The following is a 26,250-nucleotide window of genomic DNA, read 5'->3' as shown; positions in this document are numbered from 1 at the left end:
CCCCCGACGGGCCCGCCCCGGCCACGCTCGCCGAACCCGATGGTCCCGCACGCGGCGGCGTCGTCGTCCTCCACGAGGCGTTCGGCCTCACCGAGCACATCACCGATGTCTGCTCGAGGTTCGCGCGCGGGGGGTGGCGGGCAATCGCCCCCGGCCTGTTCCACCGCGCGGGCTCGCCCGTCTTCGACTACGACGATCTCGCCTCCGCAGTGAAGATCATCCATAAGCTCAACGGCACCGACCTCCTCGCCGACATCGACGCCGCGCTGGTCGTCCTCGCCGAGGAGGGAACCGCCATCGACCGCTGCGCCGTCGTGGGCTTCTGCGTCGGCGGGAGCATCGCCTTCCAGGCGGCGGTGGCCCGGCCGTTCGGCGCCGCGACCACCTTCTACGGTGGCGGGATCACTATGCGCCGCTTCGGGGAACCCGCCCAGCTGGATCTCGCCGGCCGCCTGCAGGCACCGTGGCTCGGTCTGTACGGCGACCAGGATCCGAGCATCCCCACTTCGGAGGTGGAGGACCTGCGGGCGGCGACACGGAAGGCGTCTGTGCCCACCGAGATCGTCCGTTACCCACAGGCTGGGCACGGCTTCCACAACGACGCCCGCGCCGCCGCCTACCACGGCCCGTCGGCGAAGGACGCCTGGTCACGCATGCTGACCTGGTTCGACTCGCATGTTCCCGGCTGAGCCCACCCCGCCGACCGTGGCGCCGGCCGGTCCAGCACCATGGCCGGTCCAGCACCATGGCCGGTCCAGCACCGTCAGTCCGGGACGTGACCCCGGTGCAGCGCCACCACGCCGCCGGTGAGGTTGCGCCAGCCGACCCGGAACCAGCCTGCTTCCCGCAGCAGGCCGGCCAGCTCCGCCTGGGCGGGCCAGGCCCGGATCGACTCGGCGAGATAGACGTACGAGTCCGGGCTGTTGCTCACCGCGCGGGCCACGGCTGGCAGGGCCCGCATCAGGTACTCGACGTAGACCGTCCGCCAAGGCGCCCAGACCGGGCGGCTGAACTCGCACACCACGAGCATCCCGCCCGGACGGGTCACCCGGCGCAGCTCGGTGAGGCAGCCGAGCGTGTCGGCGACGTTGCGCAGACCGAACGAGATCGTCGTCCGGTCGAAGGTCTCGTCCCGGAACGGCAGCCGCAGCCCGTCCCCGGCGGTCAGCAGGATCCGCCCGGCCTCCCCCGGCAACGGCCGCGACGCCAGCCGACGCTGCCCGGCCCGCAGCATCCCCAGGGAAAAGTCGCAGGCCACCACGTCGGTCCCGGCGAGCGCGAAGGCTCGTGACGAGGTCGCCGTCCCGGCGGCGAGGTCGAGGACCCGAAGGCCCGGCCGCAGGTCCAGCGCGCCCGCCGCGGCGCGCCGCCAGGTCCGGTCGAGCCCGCCGGTGAGCACGGTGTTGGTCAGGTCGTACCGGTTGGCCACCCCGTCGAACATCGACGCGACGTCCCGCGGACGTTTGTCGAGTCCCGCTCTGCTCACCATGCCCCTTCCTCACTCACCATGCCCCTTCCCCGCCGCCGAACCGCGCCGAGGCCGCCACCGAGGCGTCGCGGGCGGCCCTCTCGACGGTGTCCCAGTCGGTGCTCTCGCCGATCCGCCGCAGCCGCGCGCGGGTCGGCTCGTCGCACAGCGCGCCCGCGACCCCGGCGGTGTACAGGTCGCGGGCCCGGGCACCGAGCCCCGCCGCGACCGCGTGCTCCGTCTCCAGATCGGTGCCGAACATAGCGGGATCGTCGGTGGCGAGCGAGCACGCGACCCCGGCCCGCAGCAGCGCCGCCAGAGGATGGTCGTCGAGGGACGCCACCGACCGGGTCCGCAGGTTGGACACCGGGCAGACGTCCAGCACGATCCCCTGATCGACCAGCCGTCGCATCAGCTCGGGGTCCTCGGCGGCCCGGATCCCATGCCGGATCCGCCTGGCTCCCAGCGCGTCGAGCGCGCTCCGCACGGACACCGGGCCCGCTGTCTCCCCCGCGTGCGGGACCGCGGCGAGCCCGCCGTCGGCGGCCAGGGCGAACGCCGACGCGAACGGCTCGGGGGGATGACCGACCTCCGGTCCGCCGAGCCCGATGCCGACGACACCGCGATCGGCGAACCGCACCGCCCACCGCGCCACCTCCATCGCGGCCTCGACTGGCAGCACCCGCTCGATGTCCGGGGTGAGGCGCACCTCGACGCCGTAGCGCTCCCTGGCCTCGATCGCCCCGTCGGCGTAACCGTGGAAGATCTCCTCGACGCGGACCCCCCGATGGACCCGGAACCAGGGCGAGAAGATGCCCTCCAGGTAGACAGCGCCCGCCCGGGCCGCCTCGGCGGCGTAGTCGACGACCACCTGGCGGAAGTCGGCCTCCGTCCGCATCACGTGGGTGGTGAGGATCCAGGCCTTCAGGAAGTGGTCGAAGTCGCGGAAGCGGTAAAGGTCCGCGAGGCCATCGACCGTGCGGGCGGGCAGCGCCTCGGAGTTGCGGCGCGCCATCTCCAGCAGGGTGGCGGGACGGACCGTGCCCTCCAGATGGACGTGGAGTTCGATCTTCGGCCCGGTCGGGGACGGAACCGCGAATCCGGAGGGGTCACTCACCCGGTCACTGTATGGTGCGCCCGGCTACGCGGAGATGAGCGGCAGCGCGGTGGAGGAGAAGTGCGAGGCCACCCGGTCGTCGACCGGGTCCTGCGCCGGGTCGCGGTGCACGACGAGGTGCCGGTAGCGGGTGTCGCGCTGCGCGGGAATGCGGTCGGCCGCGCGGATCAGGGAGATCAGCTCCGCCCGGTTGGTGCGATGGCGCGCCCCGGCGGAGGAGACGACGTTCTCCTCCAGCATCACCGAGCCGAGGTCGTCGGCGCCCATGTGCAGGGTAAGCTGGCCGACCTCCTTGCCGGTGGTCAGCCAGGAGCCCTGCAGATGCGTGATGTTGTCGAAGAACAGCCGCGCGACCGCGACGAGGCGGAGGTACTCCAGGGTCGTCGCCTGGGTGCGCCCGCCGAGATGGTTGTTCTCCGGCTGGTAGGTCCAGGGGATGAACGAACGGAATCCGCCGGTCCGGTCCTGGACGTCCCGGATCATCGTCAGGTGTTCGATGCGCTCGGCGTTCGTCTCCCCCGTGCCCATCATGAAGGTGGCGGTGGATTCCAGGCCGAGGTTGTGAGCGGTCTCCATCACGGACAGCCAGGCGTGACCGGGCTCCTTCAGCGGAGCGATCGCCTGCCGGGGCCGTTCGGTGAGGATCTCCGCTCCCGCGCCCGCGAAGCTGTCCAGGCCCGCGTCCCGCAGCCGGGTAATGACCTCGGGAAAGGTCAGCTCGGACGTCCGGGCGATGTGCACAACCTCGCTGGCGCCCAGCGAGTGCAGTGCCAACTGGGGATATGCCTTCTTGATGGCGGCAAAGGTGCGCTCATACCACTCGATGCCGAAGTCGGGATGGTGCCCGCCCTGCAGCATGATCTGCGTGGCGCCGAGCTCGACCGCCTCCCCGCACTTGGCGACGATATCCTCGACGTCGCGGACCCAGCCCTCGGCATGCTTCGGAGCGCGGTAGAAGGCGCAGAACCGGCAGGCGGTCACGCAGACATTCGTGTAGTTGATGTTCCGGTCGATGATGTACGTCGCGATGCCATCGGGGAAACGGCGTCGACGGACCGTGTCCGCCGCACCGCCGAGCGCGTGCAGCGGCGCCCTCGTGTAGAGGAGCAGCGCCTCCTCCGCCGAGATACGCCCGCCGGCTGCGGCCCGGTCCAGCACGGACCGGATCTCACCATCGCCCTGACCCACCGGAATCTCGCCATCGACATCCATACGGCCCTCCCCGCATAGCGCCTTCGGCGCGACGCGGGGACCCCTGGCATCGGGCGCCGTTCGGGGTCTCCGTCGAATCACCTTCGGCGATCCTCCCAGGGTAGCCGTCGGAGCCATCGGGGCCATCGGCGCGACGCGGGGGATGAACGGTCAGTGTCCGGATCGCGTCCCCGGGTCCGCCGGACTGGAGCCACCGTGGGTGGCGTCAGTGTAGCCACCGGTCGAGGAACCGGCGGTCGAGGAGCCGGCCGGGCTGGCGGGACCGGCGTCGTGGTGACCATGGCCGCGGCTGGTGAGCTTCGCCTGGAGCTGCTTGATCTTGTCCCGGTTCTCCGGCCGGTTGGCCGCGGCCTTGGCCTTGTTGACTATCTCCTTGGTCTTCGGGCTGTGCAGGAAGTCCGTGATCTTGTTCGAGAAACTGGCCATGATAACGGTGTACCTATCCGGGCAGGGGTTTACGCCTGCCGGTCATCCGTTCGACGACCCGCCCGAGGAGCCGCCGAACGTGTCCCTCACCCGGTTCCACAGACTGTCGAGCTGGTCACGGGTGTCGTCCTTGACCGACGTGACGACCTTGTCCCACAACCGCTGGCGCTGTTCGTCGACCATCAAGGCGATCTGGTCCGCCACGTAGAGCAGCAGCAGGACGACGAGGACGAACAGAATCGTGCGCTTGAAAGGGATCCGCAGCCGGAACCGACGCCGGGGACGCGGTCGCGGCGCCGGTTCAGCGTAGGGAGCCGGCGCGCGTCCGCGCCGGTCCGGGCGTGCCTCGGCCACCCACGGGGCCGGGGCCGGCCGTGGCTCCGGCGAGAGCGCACCGCGCCCCCTGACAGGCTCGGGACCCGCGGGCACCGACGGGGGCCACTGCTGGGCCACGGGTCGGGGCCGCGCCGGCGCCTGGGGGGACGGTGCCGCCTCCGCGGCACGGCCGGCGTAGGGCTGACCGGCGTAGGGCTGACCGGCGTAGGGCCAACCCGCGTGGGGCCGACCCGCGTAGGCCTGGTCCGGGTAGGGCTGACCGGCGGGCGGAGAATCCGCCCGGGGCTGGCCGCCGTGCATCGGGCGGACGTCCGGTGCCGGATGGCCCCCCTCGCCGGAATCGTCGAAACCCGATCGGTGGCCGTTCCCGTCGGCCTCATCGTCGTACTGGACGAATCCGCCGCGGCGCCGTCGACGGGCCCGCGGCGCCCCGGGCCGCGGGCCCGCGGCACGGTCGGCGGCCGGTGGCGGTGCCAGCGCGGGTGGCGGCATGGGCGGACCGGCCGGCGGGGGCATGTCGCGGGCTGAGTCGTTCCACCAACGATCGCCGCCGAGGGGCCGGGACTCATTCTCCCACCAGCGCCGCTGTTCATACGGGTCATACGGGGTCGCAACCTGGGTCGGATCCGGTCGACCGGCCCCGTCGGCCCCGTCGGCCCCGTCGGCCGCAACCGCCCCAGCCGCGGCGGCACTGCGTCCCCGTGGCCAGGTCCCGTCGAGCAGGGCGGTCGCGGCGTCTCGCGCGTCACCGGCCCGGCCGCGCTCGCCGAGCAGGGTGAGCAGCAGGTTCTCGGTGGAGGGCCGGTCCCGGGGGTCGCGGGCGAGCGCGGACCGGACGATCGGCGTGAGATCAGGCGGCATGGCCCGCAGGTCCGGCTGACCCGTCAGGATCTTCTCCGACATCTCCAGGTAGGTGCCGTGGCCGTAGGGGTGACCGCCGGTGGCCGCGTAACCGATCAGCAGTCCCCAGGCGAAGACGTCGACCGCCGGGCCGAGCGCGGCGCCCTCCATCTGCTCGGGCGCCATCCAGCCGACCGAGCCGAGGACCAGACCCGTCTGGGTGCGGCCCTTTGTCATGTCGAGCGCACGGGCGATCCCGAAATCGATGACCCGGGGGCCGGAGTACGACAGCATGACGTTGCTCGGTTTGAGATCCCGGTGGACGATGCCGGCCCGGTGGATAGCGGTGAGCGCGGACGCCACGCCGACCGCCACGCCCTGCAGTGTCGACAGCGGCAGCGGACCGGACTCGGTGACGGCCTGATCAAGCCGGACGCCGTCGATGTACTCCGTGACCAGATAAGGACGACGCGCGTCGGGATCGGCATCGAGGACCTGGGCGGTGCAGAAGGGCGCGACCCGCCGAGCGGCCGCCACCTCGTCCCGGAAACGTGCCCGGAACTCCGGGTCGGCGGCGAGGTCCGACCTGATCACCTTGATCGCAACGAACTTCTCGGCTGCGTCCTGGGCGAGGAACACCGTTCCCATCCCACCCGCGCCCAGCCGACCGACGACCTGGTAAACACCGATCGTGGTCGGATCATCGGGATGCGGCGCCTCGGCCGGATATCCGCCACTAGGCGAAACCCGACGCGCCGATCGTTCCGTCACTGTTCTCCCGCCCGTGTTATACCTCCGGCCGCGGCCCAGGTACCGTTCCGGCCTGGGAGCCGTCACCGGTGCCGCAATTGTCCCCCCGCGCAGGGAGACGAACCCATCATCACGCCACAGTCCGTCGTCGCCCAGTCCCTACGGGCATCCGCAACGGCGCGGAAGTCACGCTAACGCTAACCCTCTCGAGTAAATCGATGTCGAGCGTTGTCCGCCAGCCGACGCGGCGGATCCGGTCGTTCCCGCCAGCCGTATCCGAGGGGACCGCAGGTAGTCGACGACAACCACAGGTGGTCGACGACTCACCATTCCGCGGATGAAGGCGGGTGCGGCGTGTCTCCGGCAGGATGAGGGAGGGAACATCCACTGCTACCGACCGGCTGCCCCGACAGCGCCGGTCGGCCGCCAAGCTTAGGGAGTCACCCGTGGTCACGCAGTCCGCCGATGCGCACCAGCCCGCGAACGCGGTCACGGAAACCGACCCCGCGGCCAGGGCGAGCGTCACCGGCGCCGTGCGGTCGGGGACGTCCCCGGTCGACACCGACGTCGACATGCTGATCGTCGGCGCCGGGCCGGCCGGCCTCTACGGCGCCTACTACGCCGGATTCCGCGGCCTGTCAGTCGCGCTCATGGACTCGTTGCCCGAGGCCGGCGGTCAGGTCACCGCGATGTACCCGGAGAAGATGATCTATGATATCGCGGGCCTGCCGGCCGTCCGGGGCCGTGAACTGATCGACGCCCTGTTGATCCAGGCGAACCAGTTCTCCCCCACCTACCTGCTGGGCCAGCAGGCCGCCGAGCTGACCCACGAGCCGGGCGCCGTGGTGGTGACCAGCAGCCAGGGTCTTCGGGTACGCGCCAAGGTCGTCGTCATCACCGGCGGTCTCGGCACCTTCACCCCCCGCCCGCTGCCCACCGGCACCGCGCATCTGGGCCGCGGCCTGGTCTACTTCGTGCCCAAGCTCGACGTCCACACCGGCCAGGACGTCATCGTGGTCGGCGGCGGGGACAGCGCCTTCGACTGGGCGCTGGCCCTGGAGCCGATCGCCCGCTCGGTCACCCTCGTGCACCGTCGGGACCGGTTCCGGGCGCATATGTCCACAGTCGAACGGGTCGAGGCGTCCTCCGTCGAGATCCTGACCTTCACCGAGGTCGCCTCGGTCCACGGTGAGGAGTGGATCGAGAAGGTCGAACTGGTGCAGACCCGCACCGGCGACCGACATGTCCGACCCGCGCAGGCGGTCGTCGCCGCGCTCGGATTCACCGCCGACCTCGGACCGCTGACCCGCTGGAATCTGACCATTGACAAGCGGCACATCGTCGTCGACCCGACGATGGCGACCGGGGTCGAGCGGATCTTCGCGGCCGGCGACATCACTGAGTACCCAGGGAAGGTCCGCCTGATCGCGACGGGTTTCGGGGAGGCCGCGACGGCGGTCAACAACGCGGCGCCGGTGGTGGACCCGTCGGCAAAGATCTTCCCGGGGCACAGCTCCGACGACGGCACCGGCGGCTGAGCGCCCGGCGGGCGTGACCGACAGGCGTGGCCGTTGTCCGTCGGCGCCCGACCGGGCGCCGACGGACCCGCGGCGCACACTGGGAACATGCGCGGTCTACTGGTGATCGGTCACGGATCCCGGCGGGATGAGGCGAACGCGACGGTTCGGGAGCTCGCCCACCGGCTCCTGGTCGATCCCGGTCATGTGGTCGATCCCGGCCATGCCGCCGCGCCATGGACGTGGGGGGCGGTCGAAGCCGCCTTCCTCGAAATCGCCCGGCCCGACATCGCCACCGGGTACGCCACGCTGGCCGACGCGGGATGCACCGAGATCGTCGTCTACCCGTTCTTCCTGTTCGACGGCAATCACACCCGCCGAGACATCCCGGCGGCACTCGACGACGCCCGGTGCCGGCACCCGACGACCCGATGGGTGCTGTCGGAGCCGCTCGGGCTGCACGCGAGCGTCGTCGACGCGGTCCGCGCGCGGCTCGACGACACTCTGCGTCTCCTGGTCCGCGAAGCCGAGGCCGCCGCTCCGAAGATCAACCCTCCGGCGAGCCGGAGGACCGGCTGGTGACGACGAAGTCCGCGACGGCGGCCGCGAGCGGATGGACCCCGGGTTCGGTGGGCACGATGTCCACCCGCATGCCCGCCACCGCACAGGCCAGCGCGCTGCGTCGACCCATCGCCGCGATGAGCAGATCGGGCGGGAGAGGTCCGTAGATCTCGGCGGTGCTGCGGGCGGCGGTGGACGACGCGAAGGCCGCGACGTCGAAGTCGCCGTGCCGGAGCTCCTCGGCGATCCGGGGATCCGGCTCGGCGGTCACGTCGGTAAGCAGCGGCACCCGGCGCAGGGAACACACCCCGTCCGGCGGGTCCGCCGCGCCGACGATCAGCACCCGCGACGAGCCGGTCGGACCGGCGAGACCGGTCGACGACGGATCCATGGACAGCTCGGCGACGGGCACCGAGGCGAGGCCCAGCCCGTCAAGCGCTTCCGCGGCGTCCCCGCGGGCCGCGACGAGAGTCAGGCCGGCCAACGCCCGCACGTCGGTGCCAGCTCGACGCAGCAAGGCCACCACGGCGGCGACCTCGTCCGCATCGGCCAGCAGCAGGCCATCCGCTCCCGGCAGCGCCGCCACCAGCACGGCACCGGCGTCCTCGACCGGCGCGGGCCGGGCGACAACGGTCTCGACCGCATCCGCGCCCAGCTGCCGCAGCCGGCGAGCCAGCAGACCCGGCCGCGGCCGGGTACGGGCCACGAGTACCCGGATCCCGGCGAGCGGCCCCGCCTCCGAGACCGGCGCGTCCCGGCGCGCCGCGACCTCTCCGACCACGATCACCGCGGGAGACCGCACACCGGCCGCGATCGCGTCGATCGCCAGCGCGTCCAGGGTGGTCCGCAGGACCCGCTGCGCCGGGGTCGCCCCGCGCTCGATGACCGCGACCGGCGTCGCCCCGGGGCGACCGCCGGTGAGCAGCGCGTCGGTGATGTCCATGAGACGCGCCACCCCCATCAGGATGACGATGGTCGCCCGGGAGGCCGCGAGACCGGCCCAGTCCACCGTCGACTCCGGATGGCCGGGTGGCAGGTGCCCCGAAACGATGGCAACCTCCTGCGCGAGACCACGATGGGTGACCGGGATGCCGGCACAGGCGGGTACGGCCAGCGCCGAGGTAACGCCGGGCACGACGGTGCACGCGACCCCCGCCACGGCGCAGGCCTGCGCCTCCTCGCTGCCTCGCCCGAGCAGGTAGGGATCGCCGCCCTTGAGGCGGACGACGCGCGCACCGGCGCGCGCCCGGTCGACGAGGAGCGCGTTGATCTCCTCCTGGGTCCACGACGGCGCGGTCGGGCTCTTGCCCACGTGGATGATCTCGGCGCCAGCCGGGGCGGCGCCGAGGAGGACGGCCGCGGCGAGCCGGTCGGTGACCACGACGTCCGCGTTCGCCAGCACCTCACGGCCGCGAACGGTGAGCAGACCGGGATCGCCCGGGCCCGCGCCGACCAGCCAGACCTCACCCACACTTCGCCCGTCCGTCACGGCGTGCACCGTACCTGCTCGGTTGCCTTCGAACACTGGCAGCCGGCAGGCCCGAGGAGGTCAGTGGATGCCACACTCCGTCTTGATCGAATCGGCCCACCGGCCCTCCCGGCCGGCGCCCCGCCGGGTGCACGGCCAGCAGCCAACCGAGTCGTAACCGTCGGAGAGGAGCGGGTTGACGATGACGCCGTGCTCGGCCACGTAGCGTTCGACGTCCTCGTCGGTCCAGGCCGCGAGCGGGTGGATCTTCACCTTGCCCCGTCTGGCGTCCCAGTCGACGACCCGGAGCTTCGCCCGGCTGGGCGACTCCGCCCGCCGCGACCCCGCGGCCCAGGCACGGTAGGGAGCCAGGGCCCGATCCAGCGGAACGACCTTGCGCATCCGGCAGCACAGGTCCGGGTCGGTCCGGTAGAGGTCCTGACCGTAGACGGCGTCCTGGCCGACGACGGTAAGCTGCGGACGGGCGCTGATGATCGGCAGGTCGTAGGTTCCGGCCACCGCGTCCCGGGTACCGACGGTCTCGGGGAAGTGATAACCGGTGTCGATGAAAACCACGGGGACGTCGGACCGGATCCGGGCGAGCATGTCCACGAGGATCGTCTCAGCCATTGAGGCGGCGATCGCCAGCTTCGTCCCGAATTCCTCGACCGCCCAGCGCAGGATCTCCTCCGCCGGCGCACCCTCGAGATCGTCCCCGGCCCGCAGCGCCCGGGCCTGCAACGCGGCATCCATCAGCTCGTCTCCTCGTCGTCACGCAACCCGGCTCCGGCGGCCGCGAGGGCCGTCAGACTCAGCCGGAAGCCCCGCAGGCAGGACCGGCACGCCCAGTACCCGTGGCCATGTCCCGCGCCGGAGCCCTCCGGCGGCGTGTCCGGGACGATGTCCTCCTCGCCGCAGTACGGGCAGTAGAAGGGCACCACCCGCTCACCGCTAGCCATCGGCGGCACCGAGCGCCGTCAGCTGGGCCTCGTCGGCCCGCTCCGCCCAGTCCGCGAAGCTCTCCCCCGCGGTCCGGCCCGCCCGGTAGGTCTCCAGCACCGCGACGACGTAGTCGACGAGGCCGTCGGCGGTCACCTTCAGACCACGCGACTTGCGGCCCAGCCGCGACCTGGTACCCAGGTGCCCGCCGAGGTGGACCTGGAAGCCCTCGACCATCTCACCGGTGGCGTCGTCCGGTACCAGGGAGCCCTTGAGCCCGATGTCTGCGACCTGGAAGCGGGCGCAGGCGTTGGGGCAGCCGTTGACGTTGATCCCGATCGGCTCGTCGAAGTCGGGCAGCCGGCGTTCGAGCTCGTCGATGAGGTCGCGGGCCCGGCCCTTGGTCTCGACGATCGCCAGCTTGCAGAACTCGATACCGGTGCAGGCCATCGTGCCGCGCCGGAACACGCTCGGGCGGACCACCAGGTCGAGCGCACCGAGTTCGGCCTCCAGCGCGTCGACGCCCGCGTCGGCGACATCGAGGATGACGAGCTTCTGCGTCGTCGTGGCGCGGATGCGGCCCTGCCCGAACCGATCGGCGAGGTCCGCCACCGCGGTCAGCGTGGTCCCGCTGAGCCGACCCGCCCGCGGTGCGAACCCCACGGCGTTGCGGCCGTCGCGCTGGCGGTGCACCCCGATGTGGTCGCGCCCCTCGCTGCGCGGCGGGGCCGGCGCCGGGCCGTCAGGCAGCGCCGAAGCCAGGTACTCCTTCTCCAGGGTCGCGCGCACCCATTCGGCGCCCATGTCCGCGACCAGGAACTTCAACCGGGCGCGGGTGCGCAGCCGGCGGTAGCCGTAGTCTCGGAACAGCGACACGACGCCGTGCCAGACCTCGGCAACCCGCGTCGGCGGCACGAACGCGCCCAGCCGCACGCCGAGCCGCGGGTTCGTCGACAGACCGCCACCGACCCACAGATCATAGCCGGCTCCCAGTTCCGGATGGATGACCCCGACGAACGCGATGTCGTTGATCTCGTGCAACGTGCAGTGGTCGGCGCAGCCGGAGATGGCGCTTTTGAACTTACGGGGCAGGTTGGCCAGCGTAGGGTCGCCGATGAACCGGCGGACGACCTCGTCGATCGCCTCGCTCCCGTCGATGATCTCGTCACCGTCGACCCCGGCGAGCGGGCAACCGAGGATCACCCGGGGGGTGTCGCCACAGGCCTCGGCGGTGGTCATGCCGGCGTTCTCCAGTGCCGCCCAGATCGCCGGCACATCCTCGATCCGGATCCAGTGGAGTTGGATGTTCTGCCGGTCGGTGACATCGGCGACGTCCCGGCCGTAGCGGGTGGAGACGTCGGCGATCACCCGGAGCTGATCCGAAGTCATCCGGCCGCCGTCGAGCCGGATGCGCTGCATGAAGTAGGAGTCGTCCAGTTCCTCGGGTTCGAGGATCGCCGTCCGCCCGCCGCTGATCCCCGGCCGGCGCTGGGTGTACAGACCCCACCACCGGAACCGGCCCCGCAGGTCCTGGGGATCGATCCCGTCGAAACCGGTACGCGGGTAGAGGTTGAGGATGCGGTCCCGCACCTCCAGGCCGCCTTGGTCCTTCTTCATCCGCTCGTTCGCGTTGAGCGGCTCGGAATATCCCAACGCCCACTGGCCCGTTCCCTTGGGTCGGGACGGGCGCGCGGACCGGGTAGGACGAGCAGGAGAAGTCATGAGATCTCTCGGTGCGCAAGGAAGTCGCGGCGCCGGCAGCGGGCGCCACGAACGGAGACGTCAGCGGGAGCGGCGACAGCCGGCGCTGGAGACCCGCAGCAGGTCGACGTGCAGACGGGCGACGAGCATCGGCTCAACCACCAGGCACGGCACCGCGGGGGACGACGCAGCCCGGCGCCGACGGGAGACGTCAAGCGGAAGGCCTGACGCCTGCCCAACCGGCACCCCACCAGCGAGGGCGCACGTAGTCACGAGCCCATGTTTCCACAGAAGTACGGCTGATGGGCAAGTCGGGGCACTGTCCGGCCTACTTCGACCCGCCGCCCTGCTCCAAACTGGAACAAACCGGACGACCAGCCCCGAGACCGTCCGCCATGGCCGTCATGGCAGCGGAGAAAATGAACAATCCCGCCGGTCACGAGATCGCTCAGATCGTCCGGTGGGCGGCGCACAGCCGCCGGAGCTGCTCCACCAGCGGACCGGTGGCCAGCCCCTTCTCCAGCAGGCCGTCCGCGCCGAGTTCCAGCACCTGGTCGAGCAACGCATCCTCGGAGAATCCCGTGAAGATCACCACCGTGGCCCGCGGCACGACCCGCCGGATCCGCGGCAGGGCGGCGATGCCGTCGAGGACCGGCATGGCCAGGTCGAGCAGCACGAGGTCCGGCTCGGTGCGGACGACCTCGTCGATCGCCTCCGCGCCGTTGGACGCGGCGCCGACGATCACGAAGTCGGGTTCGGTCTCCAGCAACAGGCACAATAGGTCGCGCACCCCGTCCGCGTCGTCGACGACGACTACGCGCCGTGGACCGGGCGGAGGCACCTGCTCCGCCGGAGCGGAACCACGGCCCACAGCGGAACCGCCGACCAGGCCGACGGCCTTCTCCCCGACGAGCCCGACGGTGTCGGCATCCACCGAACGGCCGGTATCCACCATTCTTTTGTACGCGCCCCGCCCGACCCCGCGCATCGTCATTCAGGATGGTTTCCGAGGATGACCCACGTTGGCCATCAGGCCGATACCCGCAGACCGTCGCGAAGCACCGCAGCCTGGACGCAGCCGCGATAGCACACCATGCGGGAATAGCCCGTCCGGACGAGCCCTCGGCGATTCCGCCGCTTTCCGCCAACACTTCCGTGGCAACACTCGCGTTTCCCAACAATAACCCAAGAAGGTCGGCATAATGTCTCGACGGAGGTGCGGTATGACGGACGACTTCCACGCGGCGATCGATCAGCCGACCACGAAGCGCGATGCCGATCGACTTCGCCTGCCGTTTGACAACTGAGAGTAATCAGTGAAACTGGATGTGTATGGGACTTTTGACCTCTAGTCTACTAGGGTGCGTCCTGGAGTAATCTGATCACTATCGGTGACTCTCTACTGGCCATCGGGCGGGCGACCGTCAGGCGGGCGAGCAGAGACAGCACACGACTGCTGAGCTTCCCTCCTCGGGAGGCGGGACCTTGCCACGCGGAAGGACGTCACAGATGCGGCAACGGAGCCGAGGCCGGCACGATGCAGCGACCGCCGAAGACCTGCTACCCGCTGAGGTCCGACGGCGGCGCTGTGAACGTGTCCTCTCTCGGGAGGAGCTCGCCCGACGCACCGGCTACAGCCGCCAGTACATCGGTCAGCTCGAACAGCCCAGCCGAGGCATCCCCTCCCGACCGGTGATCGCCGCAGTCGACGCGGCGCTGGAGGCCGGGGGCGCCCTCATCGACCTGCGTGAGGCAGCCGTCGCCGCCCGGGCGGAACGCCTGCGTCGCCAGCCCGATCCGGAGCGGGAGTCCCGCCGCCGGGTTTCGGATCTGCTCGACCACCGCCGGTCGGACACCGAACTGGACTACCTCGATCGGTTGGTGGCCGATCTGATCGCCAAGGCCGACCGGCTCGATCCACAGGACGTCACCGCCCAGGTGCTGGAGCAGCAGAACGTCGTCGACAACCTGCTGCACACGCCCATGCTGCCGCACCAGCAGTTCCGGCTGTTCATGCTCGCGGGTCACCTGGCCGGGCTGCTCGCCATCTCCCTGTTGGACGTGGACGAGCTCGCGGGAGCCAGCACCTGCTGCCTCGAGGCGGCGGTGTTCACCGAGCTGACCGGTCACGAAGGACTACGGGCCTGGACCCTCGCGGTCAACAGCCTCATCGACGCGGCCGCCCGGCAGGCCTGCGAGGGCAGCGAACCCGGCACCGAACCCGGCATCGCGTCCGGCGACGGCCTCGGGGCCCCCGTGCCACCGGACCCACGGTCCGGGCCGCCAGGTGAACCCAGCGATCCAAGGTATGCTCTGGCCGGCGGGGATGACGCCGGTGGCGAGACGCTCGACGAGCTGCTGATCGCGCCGGGCGGGCGAGCCACCCCACCCCGGTTGGTCGCGCTGGTAAAGGGACGTATCGCGCGCTTCGCCACGGCGAGTACGCGCCGAGCGGTTCCGATTCCGCCGACCAGTATCTCTCACGCGTTCCGACCACCGGTCTGAGCGGCGGTCAGACGTCCGCGAAACGCAGTGCACGCAGCGCCGGAACATCACCTCGCCGCGCGGCACGCCCGGCGAAGGCGATAATCCCCGCCTGCTGGCGCGCACCGAGCCGAAAGTCGAGAGTGGTGAAATACCGGGCCAGCGTGCCCGGGTCGAACACCTCAAAACGAGCTGCCCGCGCCGCGACCTCGTCCACATCACGCAGCGCCAGGTCGAGTCCGGAGCGGAACGCGCCGTGCACCTCCTTGACCACCCCGGGACGGCGTTCGGCGAAGGACCGTCGGGCGGCCCACACGGCGAACACCATGGGCAGGCCGGTCCACTCCCGCCAGGCGGCACCGAGATCGACGAGCCGGAGAGGATGGTCCGGACCGCCCCGCTCGGCATCGTAGGTCGCCCGTAGCGCGGCATCACCGATGATCACTGCGGCATCCGCCTCCCGCAGCATCGACGGCAGGTCCGGCGGCATCGTCACATACTCCGGTCGCAGGCCGTAGCGCTCCTCCAGCAACATCCGGGCGAGCAGCACGCTGGTCCTGGACGTCGAGCCGAGCGCGACGGTCCGGATCTCCACGAGCGGCGCCGCCGTGCTCAGCACGACGGACAGGACCGGACCGTCGGAGCCGACCGCGAGGTCGGGCAGCACGACGAGCTCGTCGGCATGCCGGAGGTACTCCACCAGGCTGATCGGACCGATATCGAGATCGCCGGCGACCAGCGCGTCGTTCAGCCGGTCCGGGGTGTCCTTCGTCAGCTCGATGTCGAGCAGAGCACCGGAGTGGACCAGTCCCCAGTACAGCGGCAGGCAGTTCAGAAACTGGATGTGCCCCACCCGGGGACGGGCCTGAGTATCGCCATCGTTGTCCGCTCCGGCTCCGGTCAACGCCGTCCGCCCCGGCGCTCCTCCATGACCTCGATGACCACGCGGCGCTGGCGCAACGCCAGGGGATAGCTGAGCAGCCCGCTGAACACCACGGCCAGGGCGAAGGCCAGCAGCCCGCTCACCCCCAGCAGCAGGACCACGGCCAGCACCGCTCCGAAGAGCAGCACGCGTACCGCGAAGTACCGCAGGTTGATGCCAAGCAGGCCGCGCTCGCCCGCCTGGCCCGATCCGGTCGGCGAGTCAGGCATCGCCCCCTGTGGCCACGAAACCCGCTGTGGCCACGGAAGCCGCTGTAGCCACGGAACCAGCCGCCTACGCGGTTGCACCATCACGTCCTCCGTCTCTTCGTCGGCACCCAGCCGAGCCGGCGCAGCACGGTCGGGAAGAAGCCCAGCCCCAGGAAGACGACGAACAGACCCAGCAGGCCGGCGGCGCCGATCGGCAGACCGATCCAGTCGAGCACCACGTACCCGGCCACCCCCGGAAACAGGATCACCAGGAAGGCAAGCACAAAGATCGATCCGATGCCGGGCGCTCCGGGGGGCCGGACAGGCCCGGGACTCCCGGGCGCCGGCGACTCCTCGGATCCGCGGGCCGGCCCCGGCCCGTCCCCGGTGCCCATCCGGTCCACCGGTCAGGCGTCGATCGAGGTCGGGACGTCACGCCGAGCCGGGTCGGGACCGTCGTAGACACGGATCTCCCGGTAGCGGGTGTCCCGCTCGACCGGGCGGAAGCCGGCGTCGCGGATGATTGCGAGCAGATCCTCGCGGGTCATGGTGTGCGGCGTCCCGAACCGGTCCGCATCGTGCGTGATCTTGTACTCGACAACGGAACCGTCGAGGTCGTCAGCGCCGAAGTTCAACGCGAGCTGCGCCGTGGTGAGGCCGTGCATCACCCAGAAGCACTTGATGTGATCCACGTTGTCGAACAGCAGCCGGGAGACGGCGAACGTCTTCAACGCCTCGGCCCCCGTCGCCATCGGCTGGTTCATCAACCGGTTGCGCGGGTCACCGGCGGCGTCGTGCTGGAAGCGCAGCGGGATGAAGACCGTGAACCCGCCCGTGGAATCCTGCAGCTCACGCAGCCGCAGCACGTGGTCCACCCGGTGCCGGGGCTCCTCAATGTGCCCGTACAGCATCGTGCACGGGGTGCGCAGGCCCTTGGCGTGGGCGAGCCGGTGGATGCGCGACCAGTCCTCCCAGTGCGTCTCGTGACCGACGATCTTCTGGCGGACCTCCCAGTCGAAGATCTCCGCACCGCCGCCGGTGAGCGACTCGAGTCCCGCATCGATGAGCTCGTCGAGAATCTCGTCGGCGGACAGGCCGCTGATCTTCTCGAACCAGTGGATCTCGGTAGCGGTGAACGCCTTCAACGCGACGCCGGGCAGCGCCTTGCCGAGCTCCCGCAGCGAGCGCGGATAGTAGCGCCAGGGCAGCGTCGGATGCAGACCGTTGACGATGTGCAGCTCGGTGATCCCGGCCGGCTCCATCTCCTTCGCCAGCCGGACAGCTTCCTCGATGCGCATGGTGTAAGCATCGGACTCACCGGGCTTGCGCTGGAACGAGCAGTACGCGCAGGACGCCGAGCAGACGTTCGTCAGGTTCAGATGCCGGTTGACGTTGAAAAAGGTCTTGTCGCCGTTCTTTCTGGTGCGAACCTCGTGGGCGAGACCGCCCAACCAGACGAGGTCGTCGCTGGCGTACAGCGCCTCCCCGTCGGCACGGCTCAGCCTCTCGCCGACGGAAACCTTGGCCTCGATCTCCCGCTTGAGCCCAGCATCCATGCCTTCCAGCCTAGCCCGCAGCTCTCGGCGTCCTCGGAGGCGAGCACAGCTACCCGGTCACAGCCGCCCCGCGATCCGGCGGGGCATCCGGATTACTCGCGGCTACCCGCCGTTCCCGCCGTTCCCGGTGTTCCCGCCGTTCCCGCCGTTCCCGGCATCCGGGCGCTGAGCGGCCCGCTGTGCGGCCCTGCGCTGCATCCGCCCGAGCGGCCAGGTCAGCAGTCCGGCGACGGCGAACCCAATGAGCAGCGCCATCAGCAGGTTCAGCCCCACGGTCACCAGGATTACGGTGATCACGGCGAGGGCGGCGACGCGGGTCAGGAAGTACGGCAGTTGCGCACGCAGGTTCACGTCCTGCGGCGCGGGCCGCTCGGCGCGAGTGGGACGACCCGGCCGCGCCGAGGCGCCGCGGCCCCCCGCCGAGGCGGGTCTGCGTGCCGTGGCCCCGTCCACCCCGCCGGTTCCGCGGCCCCGGTTCCTCGCCGGTCCGCGCCCACCCGTGGCCATATCGTCCTCATCCCGCCGGCACCGCGGCCCCGGTCGGGGCCCGTTCCCGACAACTGTGCCTGTCCGGGCGGGGCCTGCGCCAGGGGGAACAGGCGTCACCCGGCCGGTGGCGCCGCCTCGACGTCCGCCAGGTCACAGCGGCCCGGCAGGTCACAGCGGGCGCCGCCGAGCTCGCCGGTCCAACGCCGGAAGAGCGTGTGCGGCACGTCGGCGGCGTCGAGCACCCGCCCGGCCACGAAGTCGACGAGATCGCCGGCCGTCCGTACGCCCGCGTAAAATCCCGGGCTCGCCGCGGCCACCACCGCCCCGGCGTCGTGCAGGTCCAGCATGTGGCGCAGCGTCGCGCGGGTGTAGGGCATCTCCCGCGGGACGACGATCAGACGGCGGCCTTCCTTGAGCGTGACATCCGCCGACCGCTGCAACAGATCCTTGGACAATCCCAGGGTGATGCCGGCTAGGCAGGCGGTGCTCGCCGGGACGACGATCATCCCGCGGGTCGGGTACGAACCGCTGCTCGTCGGCGCCCCCAGATCACCCGGGGCATGTACCTCGACGAGGGTGGACACCGTATCGGCCAGCGCGTCACGATCGCCGAGAACGTCACCGTCGGCCGGGACGCCCCGATCGGCCGGCGCGGCGCGCGCGGCCCGCCGCGCCGACACACCCTCTGGAGGTGACACCCCGCTCAGGGGCATGGACAACCACGTGACCAGGGCTTTCGCCCAGGCGGAGTCACGCCAGGCGATGCCCGTCTCATCGAGCAGGGTCAGGCGGGCCGCGCGGGACAGCACCAGATCGACTGGCAGCCGGGCGGCCAGCAGGCCACGCAGCACCGCGGCCGCGTAGGGGGTTCCACTGGCGCCGCTCACCCCGACCACCCACGGCAGGCGCGGTCCGGCCTCCTCCTCGGGGGCACTGAAAACATCGGCCATGACGAATCCGACGCTCAGACGGCCAGGCCACGGCTGGCGAGATCGACGACGGCGAAGAGGAACAGGACGATGCCGACGAATCCGTTCGCGGTGAGGAAGGCCCGGTTGACCCGCGACAGGTCATTCGGGGACACAATGGCGTGCTCATAGCAGAATGCCGCCGCCGTCAGCACGAGCCCGGCCCACCACCACGCACCGGCGTTGTCCAGCAGCCCGTAGACGATGAACAACGCAAAGGTGATCATATGCGTAACCGTGGAGCCAATGAGCGCGGCCCGCACCCCGAACCGGGCCGGCACCGCACGCACGCCGATGCGCCGGTCGACCTCGGCATCCTGGCAGGCGTAGATCACGTCGAAGCCGCCGATCCAGCTACCGACCGCGAGGCCGAGCACCAGTGCGGCCCAGGACCACTCGCCGGTGACCGCGATCCACGCGCCGACCGGGGCCACCGCCTGGGCGATGCCGAGCACGGCGTGCGGGAAGTCGGTGAACCGTTTCGCGTAGGGGTAGACGACGAGCGGCGCGACAGCGACCGGCGCGAGCAGCAGGCAGAGCCAGGACAGGGCCGCGGCGGCGGTGAGGAAGACGGCGAGCGCGACCGCGGCGCCGACGACCGCCGTGCGCACCGAGACCACGCCGGTGACCAGCTCTCGGTTCGCCGTCCTCGGATTACGGGCGTCGATCGCGCGATCGATGACCCGGTTTGCCGCCATGGCGAAGGTTCGGGCCGCGACCATCGCCACGCTGACGAGGGCGAGGTCCGACCAGTGCACCGACCGGGAATCCGCGAACGAGGCGGCGAGCGCCGCGATGTAGGCGAACGGCAGCGCGAAGACCGAGTGCTCGATGACGACGAGCCGCAGGAACGCCCGTACCCGGCCGGCGGCGTGTCCCGGGCCGGCTCCCGACCCTCGCCCGACCGGCTCCGACGCGCCCGGCACCCACGCGGCGTCACTCACCGCAATCACCACTCCTTGTTCCTTGCCTATCCAGAGGCCCCAGCGTCCTTTTTGTCCCTCTGGATAGGCAAGGAAAACGGAGGACGGTCACAGTCCATACTCCTTCCATCGGCGGGTGACCCGTTCGCGGACCGCCTCGTCCATGACGATCTCCTCCGGCCAGCCGCCGTTGCGCCGGTAACCCTCGCTCGGTAGCTTGCGGGTCGCGTCCACACCAACCTTGCCGCCCCAGAACTGCTCGTAGGCGGCGTGGTCGAGATGGTCCACCGGCCCGATGGTCGTGATCAGGTCGTGGGCATAGTCGACGTTGCCGAAGGCGCGCCAGGCGACCTCGTGGTAGTCGTGCACGTCGCAGTCGGCGTCGACGACCACGATCAGCTTCGACAACGACAGCAGCCCGGCACCCCAGACCGCGTTCATCACCTTCTGCGCGTGCTTCGGATAACGCTTCTCGATGGAGACGATGCAGCAGTTGTGGAATACCCCCGCCTCAGGCAGGTCGTAATCGACGATCTCGGGGATCATCATCCTGACCAGCGGCAGGAAGATCCGTTCGGTGGCCTTGCCCATCGGACCGTCCTCCTGCGGCGGCCGACCGACCACGATCGTCTGGAACACCGGGTCACGCTGCATCGTCATCACGTCGACGTGCAGCGCCGGGAACGGTTCGACGGGGGTGTAGAAGCCGGTGTGGTCGCCGAACGGCCCCTCGGGCAGCCGCTCCCCCGGCTCGAGCCAGCCCTCGAGCACCACCTGTGCGTTCGCGGGCACCCGCAGCGGGACGGAGAGGCAGTCGACCATCTCCACCCGCTCGCCGCGCAGGTAACCGGCGAACAGGTACTCGTCGAGGTCGGCGGGCAGTGGCGCGGACGCGGCGTAGGTGACCGCCGGGTCGCACCCGAACGCGATCGCGACCGGCAGCCGCTCCCCACGCCGCTCGGCGACCGCGTGATGCGCGTTGGAGTCCTTGTGGATCTGCCAGTGCATGCCGACGGTGCGTGCGTCGTGGCGTTGCAACCGGTACATCCCGAGGTTGCGCGCCCCGGTCTCGGGGTGCTTCGTGTGCGTCAGACCGAGGTTGAGGAAGGCCCCGCCGTCGTTCGGCCAGGCGTGCACCCCCGGCAGCCGGAACAGGTCGACGTCCGGACCCTTGAGGATGACGTCCTGGCAGGGCGCGGTCCGGACCCGGCGGGGCGGGATCGAGGCGAGCGACGCCGCCTTGCCGAACGCCTCGCGCAACCCGGACAGGCCGATCGGCAGCTGCGGGCGCAGCAGCGCGCCGAGCCGTTCACCGATGTCGTCCAGCGCCTCGACGCCGAGCGCGGCAGCCATCCGCTCCTCGGTGCCGAACACGTTGATCGCCAGCGGCATGTCGGCGCCGGCCGGGGACTCGAACAGCAGAGCCGGCCCGCGCTCCCGTACCACCCGGGTCACGATCTCGGTGACCTCGAGACGCGGGTCGACGGGTACGGTGACGCGGCGCAGATCCTTCCGCCTTTCGAGATGAGCAAGGAACGCACGCAGATCCGCCCAGGCCATGACCTCCATCCTCGCAGTCGCCACGGGTGGATGCCCGACCGCCCACAGGTGGTCACGATCCCAGTTCAACACGTCACGCCACGGGCACGACCGCGTCGGATAACGGACCGGGGGGACGAGGAGTCGGTGCGGAAGGCACACTAGAGGTACACGGGCCGGCCATCACCACGACATGTACGTCCGCCGCAGGCCATAGCGGACGGTACGTGCTCGCCTGACCCATCTGGTGGGGTTGCCCGTCCGTGACGCCACCCGACCCGTGACGTCGCCACGGGTCGGGGATTTCGCCACGGTCGGGGATTTCGCCACGGGTCGGGATTAGATGCCCGCGGATCGGATGTTCCATACCTGACAGGTCAAGACGAGCATAACGATCAAGAAAAGCAGGAAGGAGCGACCGGCCGGTGCTGGGCCTCGCGCTGACGTTTGTGATCATTGGTGTTTGGGCTTACGCGATCATCGATGTCTTCGGGACACCCCCCGAGGAGGTTCGGATCATGCCCAAACTCGCGTGGATCGTAGCAGTGATCTTCCTTGGTATCTTCGGCACCGCCGGATGGTTCTTCTTCGGTCGGCCTCGCGCGAACAGCGTCGGCGAGCGACCGCTGCGCCGGCCGGTCTCCGACCACCCGGCCTTCGGGCAACGATCGTCCTGGGGCGTCGACAGCCGGCGTGATGGCGGCTTCAGCCGGTACAGCGCACGGACGGGCACCCGCCGGGCCGCCGTCCGGCCGAAGGGTCCCGACGACGACCCGGACTTCATGCGGGAACTGTCCGCCCGGATCCGCAAGGGCGAGGCCGGACCGCCGCCGTCGTCGTCCCACGGCTGAGCCGCCTGGACGCGGGGGATCCAGGGGCACGAGCCCGCGGCTGACCGGCTCCGCGCACCGGGACGAGCGGCGGTCCGTCGTTCCGGTACGCGGCCGAGCGGGGTGTTCTCCGCAGGCTGCGGGTAACCCGCCCGTTCTCCCCGACGGGGCCAGACCGGGACCAGGGACCAGCAGCCGCGGGGAGGGTCAGATGCCGGCGTAGGAATGCAGCCCCGAGATGATCAGATTCACCAGGTAGTAGTCCACGAACAGGGCGCTGAAGGCCAGCAGCGAGATCGCCGCGGCCCGCCGCCCACGCCATCCAGCCGTCGCGCGGGCGTGCAGGTAGGCGGCGTAGCAGACCCAGGTGATGAACGACCACGTCTCCTTGGGGTCCCACCCCCAGTAGCGGCCCCATGCCGCCTCCGCCCAGATCGCCCCGGCAATGATCGCGAAGGTCCAGATCGGGAACGCGAACGCGATGACCCGGTAGGACAGTGTGTCGAGCGCCGTTGACGACGGCAGGCGCATGACGATGCCGCCCCGGCGCTGCATGGCCCGGCTCGCGTCAGCCCGTCCGGCCGCGACCTCGGCCAGCCGGTTTTCCCAACGCTCCTTGATGAGGAACAACACCGTGGTCACGGCGGAGACCAGGAATACCCCGCTGGCGACGATCGCACCGACCACATGGATCTTGAGCCAGTACGAGTTGAGCGCGGGCACCAGCGGTCCCGCGGCGACATAGAGCACGGTGCCGGCGAAACCGAGCGAGAGCACGACCGGCAGCATGACGAAGACGCCCAGCCACCGGACCGGCTGCCGGATCATCAGGGCGAGAAACGTCGTGACCGCGATCAGACAGATCATCGACGAGAACTCGTACATGTTGCCCCAGGGCACCCGCTCCGCCGCGAGGCCACGAGTGATGACGGACCCCAGGTGCAGCGTCCAGCCGACGACCGTCAGCGCGACGGCGATCCGCCCGATCCGCCGGGCACGCGCGGGAACCGCCACGTCGCCGTCGTTACCGGCGGCCAGCGTGTGCGCGGCGTTCGCCCGCCGCCGGACAGCTTCGCTCTCCCGGGCCCGGGCCGCCGCGAGGGCCACGGCGGCGGGGTCGGACGGGTCGATCGGGGTCGCGGCCCCGTCGGTCGGGCCGGCCGCCGCTCCGATCAGCGCCGCCGGCCGCCCGGCCCCCTGCCGTGCCGGGACGGCCGCCGCCTCCTGAACCGCATCGTGGCGCAGGCCGAGCCGGCTGAACGCGAACTCGGCCGCATAGCCGAGCATCGCCGTGGCGTACACCGCCTCGCCGCTGCCAAACAGATGATCGGAAAGGCTGGCTACGCCCTCGTTGACCGCCATCAGTGCTCCCGTTCGCTGGCGCTCGACACGGCATCGCCGGCTGCGGTGCCACCCGGTTCGGTGCTACTCGGTTCGGTGCTACTCGGTTCGGTGCTGCCCGGTTCGGTACTGGCGGGTTCGGTACTGGCGGGTTCGGCGCCGCTCGATTCCGAGGCGGTCGGCACGGACCGGTCGGTGCCGGCAAGCCCGGTGGCCTCGCGGACCAGGGTCGTGAGCTGGGCCAGCTCGACGGCGAACCCGTCGGCGTCGGAGCGGGACAGCCCGCCGAGCTCCACCGTGCACCCACCGGCGGCCGCCGGCCGGGCCCGCACCCAAACCCGGCGGCGGCGCACCCGGAGACTCGCGATCAGCCCGACGATGATGAGGACCGCGAAGAGCAACGCCTCGCCCTTGAACGGGTCGGACTTGACCTGGAAGGTGGCGAACTCGGCCACGCTGTCGGCCTCGAGGCTCATCCCGCCGGGCAGCCCGGTAAGGGTGCGCTGCCGCGGGTTGTCGAGGGCCAGGACCTGCGCGGTGCGCTCGCTGCCCGCCGGGCCCGTCATCGTGATCTGGCGCATGTCGCGGGTGTCGACCGTGTAGACGTTCTGTGGAATGCCCTCGTTGAGATGGAGGTTGCCGACGAACCCCGTGATCGTCAGACCGGGCGCGCGGGCCGCGGGGAACACGGAGACGTATCCCTGGGTCGGGTCGAGGCGGGTGGTCGGCGTGAACACGCCGCTGAAGGCCAGCTGCTGGGGCTCCTTGCGGACGCCCAGCGCGGGCAGTCCGGTGTCGGGGATCTTGACGGTGCAGGTTGAGGTGAACATGCCGTCCCGCGGGGTACACGGCACGTTCGACTCCCAGACGACCTTGCGCGCGGCGTCGCGAAGCACGAAGTGCGGGGCGAATCCATGCCCGATGAGGTAAATCTTGGCATTGCCGATCACCAGCGGATGGTTGACGCGGATGGTCGCCTTGCGGGTCGGGGCGTTCAGCGCGGCGGCATACGTGACGTCGGCGCGGAAGTCGGACGGCTGGCCGCTCGGCTGGAACGTGGCGTTGAACCGGTCCAGCGTGAGCGAGAACGGGCGCAGCTTCGCGGGGTCGACGCGCTGACCAGCGTTGAACTGGTCATAGGAGATGATCGTATTCGCGAATCCACTCCCGGAGACGACGAGCACGGTCCCGGAGTATCCGTACCAGGAACCGAAGCCCACCGCGGCGAGCAGCCCCACCAGGGCAATGTGGAAGACGAGGTTACCGGTCTCGCGCAGGTACCCCTTCTCCGCGGCGACGGAGTGGTCGGCGGTCCCCTTCGCGTCGCGGGCCTCGCCAGCCGTGGCCGTGACCCGGAAGCGCCGTCGGCGCAGCGCCTGCCGGGCGGCCGCCATCGCGTCGCCGGGCTCCATCGGACTCGTCCAGGCGCTGCCGCCGGGCAGCCGGCCGGGCCGGGCCGGGGCCTTCGGCGGCGCGGTGAACAGCGCCCTGGCATGCCAGCGGATCCGGGACGACAGGCAGCCGATCAGGGAGATGAACAGCAGCAGGTAGATCGCCGCGAACCAGGACGCGGCGAAGACGTCGAACCCGGAGAACCAGTCGAGCAGCGGACCGAGGGTGGGGTGGTCGGCGAGGTACTGCTCCACCCGCATCGGGTTGATGGCGCGTTGCGGCAGCAGCGATCCGGGCACGGCGGCCAGGGCCAGCAGGAACAGCAGCAGCAACGCGGTGCGCATGCTGGTGAGCTGGCGCCAGGACCGGACGGCGAGGGCAAGGGCCGGATGCCGGGTGAACCGGCCACCGGCGCCGGGGGCGCGCCCCGGTCCGTCGGTCGGCGCGCCGGGGTCGCCGGGCGACGGACCGGCCGCGCTGTCCGGCGGGTCGAACGCCTCGGGGGCGGCGACGCGGGCGTCGGCATGCCCCTCGGGCAGGCGGCGCGAGCTGGCCGCCACGCCGGAGTCGAATCCCGCGGACTCGATGGCGGACTCGAGGCCGGACTTCTCGAGGCCGGACTCGGCCTCGACGGTGTCGCCGGGTTCGACGTCGACGGACCCGGCGGCGAGTGACGCGGGATCGGCGGCTCCGGACGCAGGCGCGAGCCGGGCGTTCGAACGGGTTGAGGAGGTCACAGCGGCGTCTCCGAGAAGCCGGGGGCGTAGGGCCGTAGGTTCGCAACCAGGTCGGCCCATTCCCCCGTGAGTTGAAGCACGCCGACCGTGACGAGCAGCATGCCGCCGAGCAGGGTCAGGATGCGGGTATGCCGTCGCAGCACCCGCAGGGCGCCGACGGCACGTCGGAAAGCCAGTCCGACGGCGAGGAACGGCAGCCCGAGCCCGAGGCAGTACACCGCGGAGAGGAACGCTCCTCGCTGCGCCGTCGCGCTCGTCACCGCCAGACCCAGGACGGCCGACAACGTCGGGCCGAGGCAAGGTGTCCAGCCGATCCCGAAGAGCACCCCCAGCACGGGCGCGCCGAGCAGGCCGGGCGCCGGCAACCGGTGGATGCGCCATTCCCTGTTCACCCAGGACAGCCGGGAGAACACGCCGGCGAACGCGAGTCCCATCACGATAGTGACAACCCCGAGAACCTGGCTGACGCCAACCTGATGGCGGGTGAGCCACTGCCCGAGCCCGCCGAAGGCCGCGCCGTAGGAC

27 protein-coding genes are annotated in these 26,250 nt (G+C 70.9%); 5 read left to right on the top strand and 22 right to left on the bottom strand.

What is annotated here, in order from left to right; all coding sequences use genetic code 11:
- The coding region (locus AC08OP_RS04095; RefSeq protein WP_476612968.1) for a dienelactone hydrolase family protein at positions 1 to 689 on the top strand (689 nt) is incomplete at its 5' end.
- Between the two features lie 74 nt (positions 690 to 763).
- On the opposite strand, the gene AC08OP_RS04090 is transcribed toward AC08OP_RS04095, so the two are convergent.
- The 5 genes from AC08OP_RS04090 to AC08OP_RS04070 form a co-directional block, all read right to left on the bottom strand.
- Positions 764 to 1,486: a demethylmenaquinone methyltransferase gene (locus AC08OP_RS04090; protein ID WP_476612967.1), complete on the bottom strand. Its 723-nt coding sequence runs from the start codon at positions 1,484 to 1,486 to the stop codon at positions 764 to 766.
- A 16-nt stretch (positions 1,487 to 1,502) separates the two neighbouring features.
- Positions 1,503 to 2,585: an adenosine deaminase gene (gene add, locus AC08OP_RS04085; protein WP_476612966.1), complete on the bottom strand. Its 1,083-nt coding sequence runs from the start codon at positions 2,583 to 2,585 to the stop codon at positions 1,503 to 1,505.
- Between the two features lie 24 nt (positions 2,586 to 2,609).
- Positions 2,610 to 3,797, bottom strand: coding sequence for a cyclic dehypoxanthinyl futalosine synthase (mqnC, locus tag AC08OP_RS04080; RefSeq protein ID WP_476612965.1), 1,188 nt, complete (start codon positions 3,795 to 3,797; stop codon positions 2,610 to 2,612).
- Positions 3,798 to 3,947: 150 nt separating this feature from the next.
- On the bottom strand, positions 3,948 to 4,223 hold the full coding sequence (locus tag AC08OP_RS04075) for a hypothetical protein (RefSeq protein ID WP_476612964.1): 276 nt from the start codon (positions 4,221 to 4,223) through the stop codon (positions 3,948 to 3,950).
- A 42-nt stretch (positions 4,224 to 4,265) separates the two neighbouring features.
- The gene (locus tag AC08OP_RS04070; protein ID WP_476612963.1) at positions 4,266 to 6,170 is read right to left on the bottom strand and encodes a serine/threonine-protein kinase; all 1,905 of its coding nucleotides are present in this window, start codon (positions 6,168 to 6,170) and stop codon (positions 4,266 to 4,268) included.
- Positions 6,171 to 6,595: 425 nt separating this feature from the next.
- Between AC08OP_RS04070 and AC08OP_RS04065 the strand changes: the two genes are divergently transcribed.
- Together AC08OP_RS04065 and AC08OP_RS04060 are read left to right on the top strand one after the other, a co-directional pair.
- Positions 6,596 to 7,687, top strand: a complete 1,092-nt coding sequence (locus tag AC08OP_RS04065; protein WP_476612962.1) for an NAD(P)/FAD-dependent oxidoreductase — start codon at positions 6,596 to 6,598, stop codon at positions 7,685 to 7,687.
- 87 nt (positions 7,688 to 7,774) lie between these two features.
- Positions 7,775 to 8,248, top strand: a complete 474-nt coding sequence (locus AC08OP_RS04060; protein WP_476612961.1) for a sirohydrochlorin chelatase — start codon at positions 7,775 to 7,777, stop codon at positions 8,246 to 8,248.
- Here AC08OP_RS04060 and cobA read toward each other — a convergent pair.
- The 6 genes from cobA to AC08OP_RS04030 form a co-directional block, all read right to left on the bottom strand.
- Positions 8,214 to 9,716, bottom strand: a complete 1,503-nt coding sequence (gene cobA, locus AC08OP_RS04055; protein WP_476612959.1) for a uroporphyrinogen-III C-methyltransferase — start codon at positions 9,714 to 9,716, stop codon at positions 8,214 to 8,216. The two genes, AC08OP_RS04060 and cobA, sit on opposite strands and share 35 nt — an antisense overlap.
- A 60-nt stretch (positions 9,717 to 9,776) precedes the next feature.
- On the bottom strand, positions 9,777 to 10,448 hold the full coding sequence (locus AC08OP_RS04050; RefSeq protein ID WP_476612958.1) for a phosphoadenylyl-sulfate reductase: 672 nt from the start codon (positions 10,446 to 10,448) through the stop codon (positions 9,777 to 9,779).
- A complete protein-coding gene (locus tag AC08OP_RS04045; RefSeq protein ID WP_476612957.1) occupies positions 10,448 to 10,654 on the bottom strand; it encodes a transposase in 207 nt (68 codons plus the stop codon). Before AC08OP_RS04045 ends, AC08OP_RS04050 begins: the two co-directional genes overlap by 1 nt.
- Positions 10,647 to 12,356: a nitrite/sulfite reductase gene (locus tag AC08OP_RS04040; RefSeq protein ID WP_476612956.1), complete on the bottom strand. Its 1,710-nt coding sequence runs from the start codon at positions 12,354 to 12,356 to the stop codon at positions 10,647 to 10,649. Before AC08OP_RS04040 ends, AC08OP_RS04045 begins: the two co-directional genes overlap by 8 nt.
- A gap of 60 nt (positions 12,357 to 12,416) precedes the next feature.
- Positions 12,417 to 12,608 (bottom strand): putative leader peptide, encoded by a 192-nt coding sequence (locus AC08OP_RS04035; protein ID WP_476612955.1) that lies wholly within the window; start codon positions 12,606 to 12,608, stop codon positions 12,417 to 12,419.
- A 175-nt stretch (positions 12,609 to 12,783) separates the two neighbouring features.
- A complete protein-coding gene (locus AC08OP_RS04030) occupies positions 12,784 to 13,269 on the bottom strand; it encodes a response regulator (protein WP_476603412.1) in 486 nt (161 codons plus the stop codon).
- Positions 13,270 to 13,844: 575 nt separating this feature from the next.
- On the opposite strand from AC08OP_RS04030, the gene AC08OP_RS04025 reads away from it, so the two are divergent.
- A complete protein-coding gene (locus AC08OP_RS04025) occupies positions 13,845 to 14,840 on the top strand; it encodes a helix-turn-helix domain-containing protein (RefSeq protein ID WP_476612954.1) in 996 nt (331 codons plus the stop codon).
- Positions 14,841 to 14,847: 7 nt separating this feature from the next.
- Here the strand turns inward: AC08OP_RS04025 and AC08OP_RS04020 are convergent, their stop codons facing one another.
- From AC08OP_RS04020 to AC08OP_RS03985, 8 genes are all read right to left on the bottom strand, one after another.
- The gene (locus AC08OP_RS04020; protein ID WP_476612953.1) at positions 14,848 to 15,723 is read right to left on the bottom strand and encodes a menaquinone biosynthetic enzyme MqnA/MqnD family protein; all 876 of its coding nucleotides are present in this window, start codon (positions 15,721 to 15,723) and stop codon (positions 14,848 to 14,850) included.
- Positions 15,720 to 15,971, bottom strand: coding sequence for a hypothetical protein (locus tag AC08OP_RS04015; protein ID WP_462185636.1), 252 nt, complete (start codon positions 15,969 to 15,971; stop codon positions 15,720 to 15,722). The genes AC08OP_RS04020 and AC08OP_RS04015 overlap by 4 nt, the downstream gene beginning before the upstream one ends.
- Before the next feature lie 80 nt (positions 15,972 to 16,051).
- Positions 16,052 to 16,345: a hypothetical protein gene (locus AC08OP_RS04010; protein ID WP_462185635.1), complete on the bottom strand. Its 294-nt coding sequence runs from the start codon at positions 16,343 to 16,345 to the stop codon at positions 16,052 to 16,054.
- Positions 16,346 to 16,357: 12 nt separating this feature from the next.
- The gene (gene mqnE / locus AC08OP_RS04005) at positions 16,358 to 17,506 is read right to left on the bottom strand and encodes an aminofutalosine synthase MqnE (RefSeq protein WP_476612952.1); all 1,149 of its coding nucleotides are present in this window, start codon (positions 17,504 to 17,506) and stop codon (positions 16,358 to 16,360) included.
- Positions 17,507 to 17,608: 102 nt separating this feature from the next.
- Entirely contained in the window at positions 17,609 to 18,013 is a 405-nt protein-coding gene (locus tag AC08OP_RS04000) for a hypothetical protein (protein ID WP_476612951.1), read from the bottom strand.
- Positions 18,014 to 18,108: 95 nt separating this feature from the next.
- Positions 18,109 to 18,945, bottom strand: a complete 837-nt coding sequence (locus AC08OP_RS03995; protein WP_476612950.1) for a UbiX family flavin prenyltransferase — start codon at positions 18,943 to 18,945, stop codon at positions 18,109 to 18,111.
- Between the two features lie 14 nt (positions 18,946 to 18,959).
- On the bottom strand, positions 18,960 to 19,907 hold the full coding sequence (mqnP, locus tag AC08OP_RS03990; protein WP_476592506.1) for a menaquinone biosynthesis prenyltransferase MqnP: 948 nt from the start codon (positions 19,905 to 19,907) through the stop codon (positions 18,960 to 18,962).
- Positions 19,908 to 19,994: 87 nt separating this feature from the next.
- Positions 19,995 to 21,446 carry a menaquinone biosynthesis decarboxylase gene (locus AC08OP_RS03985; RefSeq protein ID WP_476612949.1) on the bottom strand — a complete coding sequence of 484 codons (1,452 nt, stop codon included), beginning with the start codon at positions 21,444 to 21,446 and terminating at the stop codon, positions 19,995 to 19,997.
- Between the two features lie 404 nt (positions 21,447 to 21,850).
- Between AC08OP_RS03985 and AC08OP_RS03980 the strand changes: the two genes are divergently transcribed.
- Positions 21,851 to 22,276, top strand: coding sequence for a PLD nuclease N-terminal domain-containing protein (locus tag AC08OP_RS03980; RefSeq protein ID WP_476612948.1), 426 nt, complete (start codon positions 21,851 to 21,853; stop codon positions 22,274 to 22,276).
- 186 nt (positions 22,277 to 22,462) lie between these two features.
- On the opposite strand, the gene ccsB is transcribed toward AC08OP_RS03980, so the two are convergent.
- From ccsB to AC08OP_RS03965, 3 genes are all read right to left on the bottom strand, one after another.
- Complete coding sequence (ccsB, locus tag AC08OP_RS03975) at positions 22,463 to 23,617, bottom strand: c-type cytochrome biogenesis protein CcsB (protein WP_476612947.1); 1,155 nt, start codon at positions 23,615 to 23,617, stop codon at positions 22,463 to 22,465.
- The gene (gene resB / locus AC08OP_RS03970) at positions 23,617 to 25,725 is read right to left on the bottom strand and encodes a cytochrome c biogenesis protein ResB (protein WP_476612946.1); all 2,109 of its coding nucleotides are present in this window, start codon (positions 25,723 to 25,725) and stop codon (positions 23,617 to 23,619) included. Before resB ends, ccsB begins: the two co-directional genes overlap by 1 nt.
- Positions 25,722 to 26,250: cytochrome c biogenesis CcdA family protein (locus AC08OP_RS03965; RefSeq protein WP_476612945.1), on the bottom strand; the 529-nt coding region annotated here is incomplete at its 5' end. The genes resB and AC08OP_RS03965, both read right to left, overlap by 4 nt.

The sequence above is a fragment of the Frankia sp. CeRuru1 genome, assembly GCF_977966315.1.
This window is presented reverse-complemented; position numbering and strand designations above follow the sequence as displayed.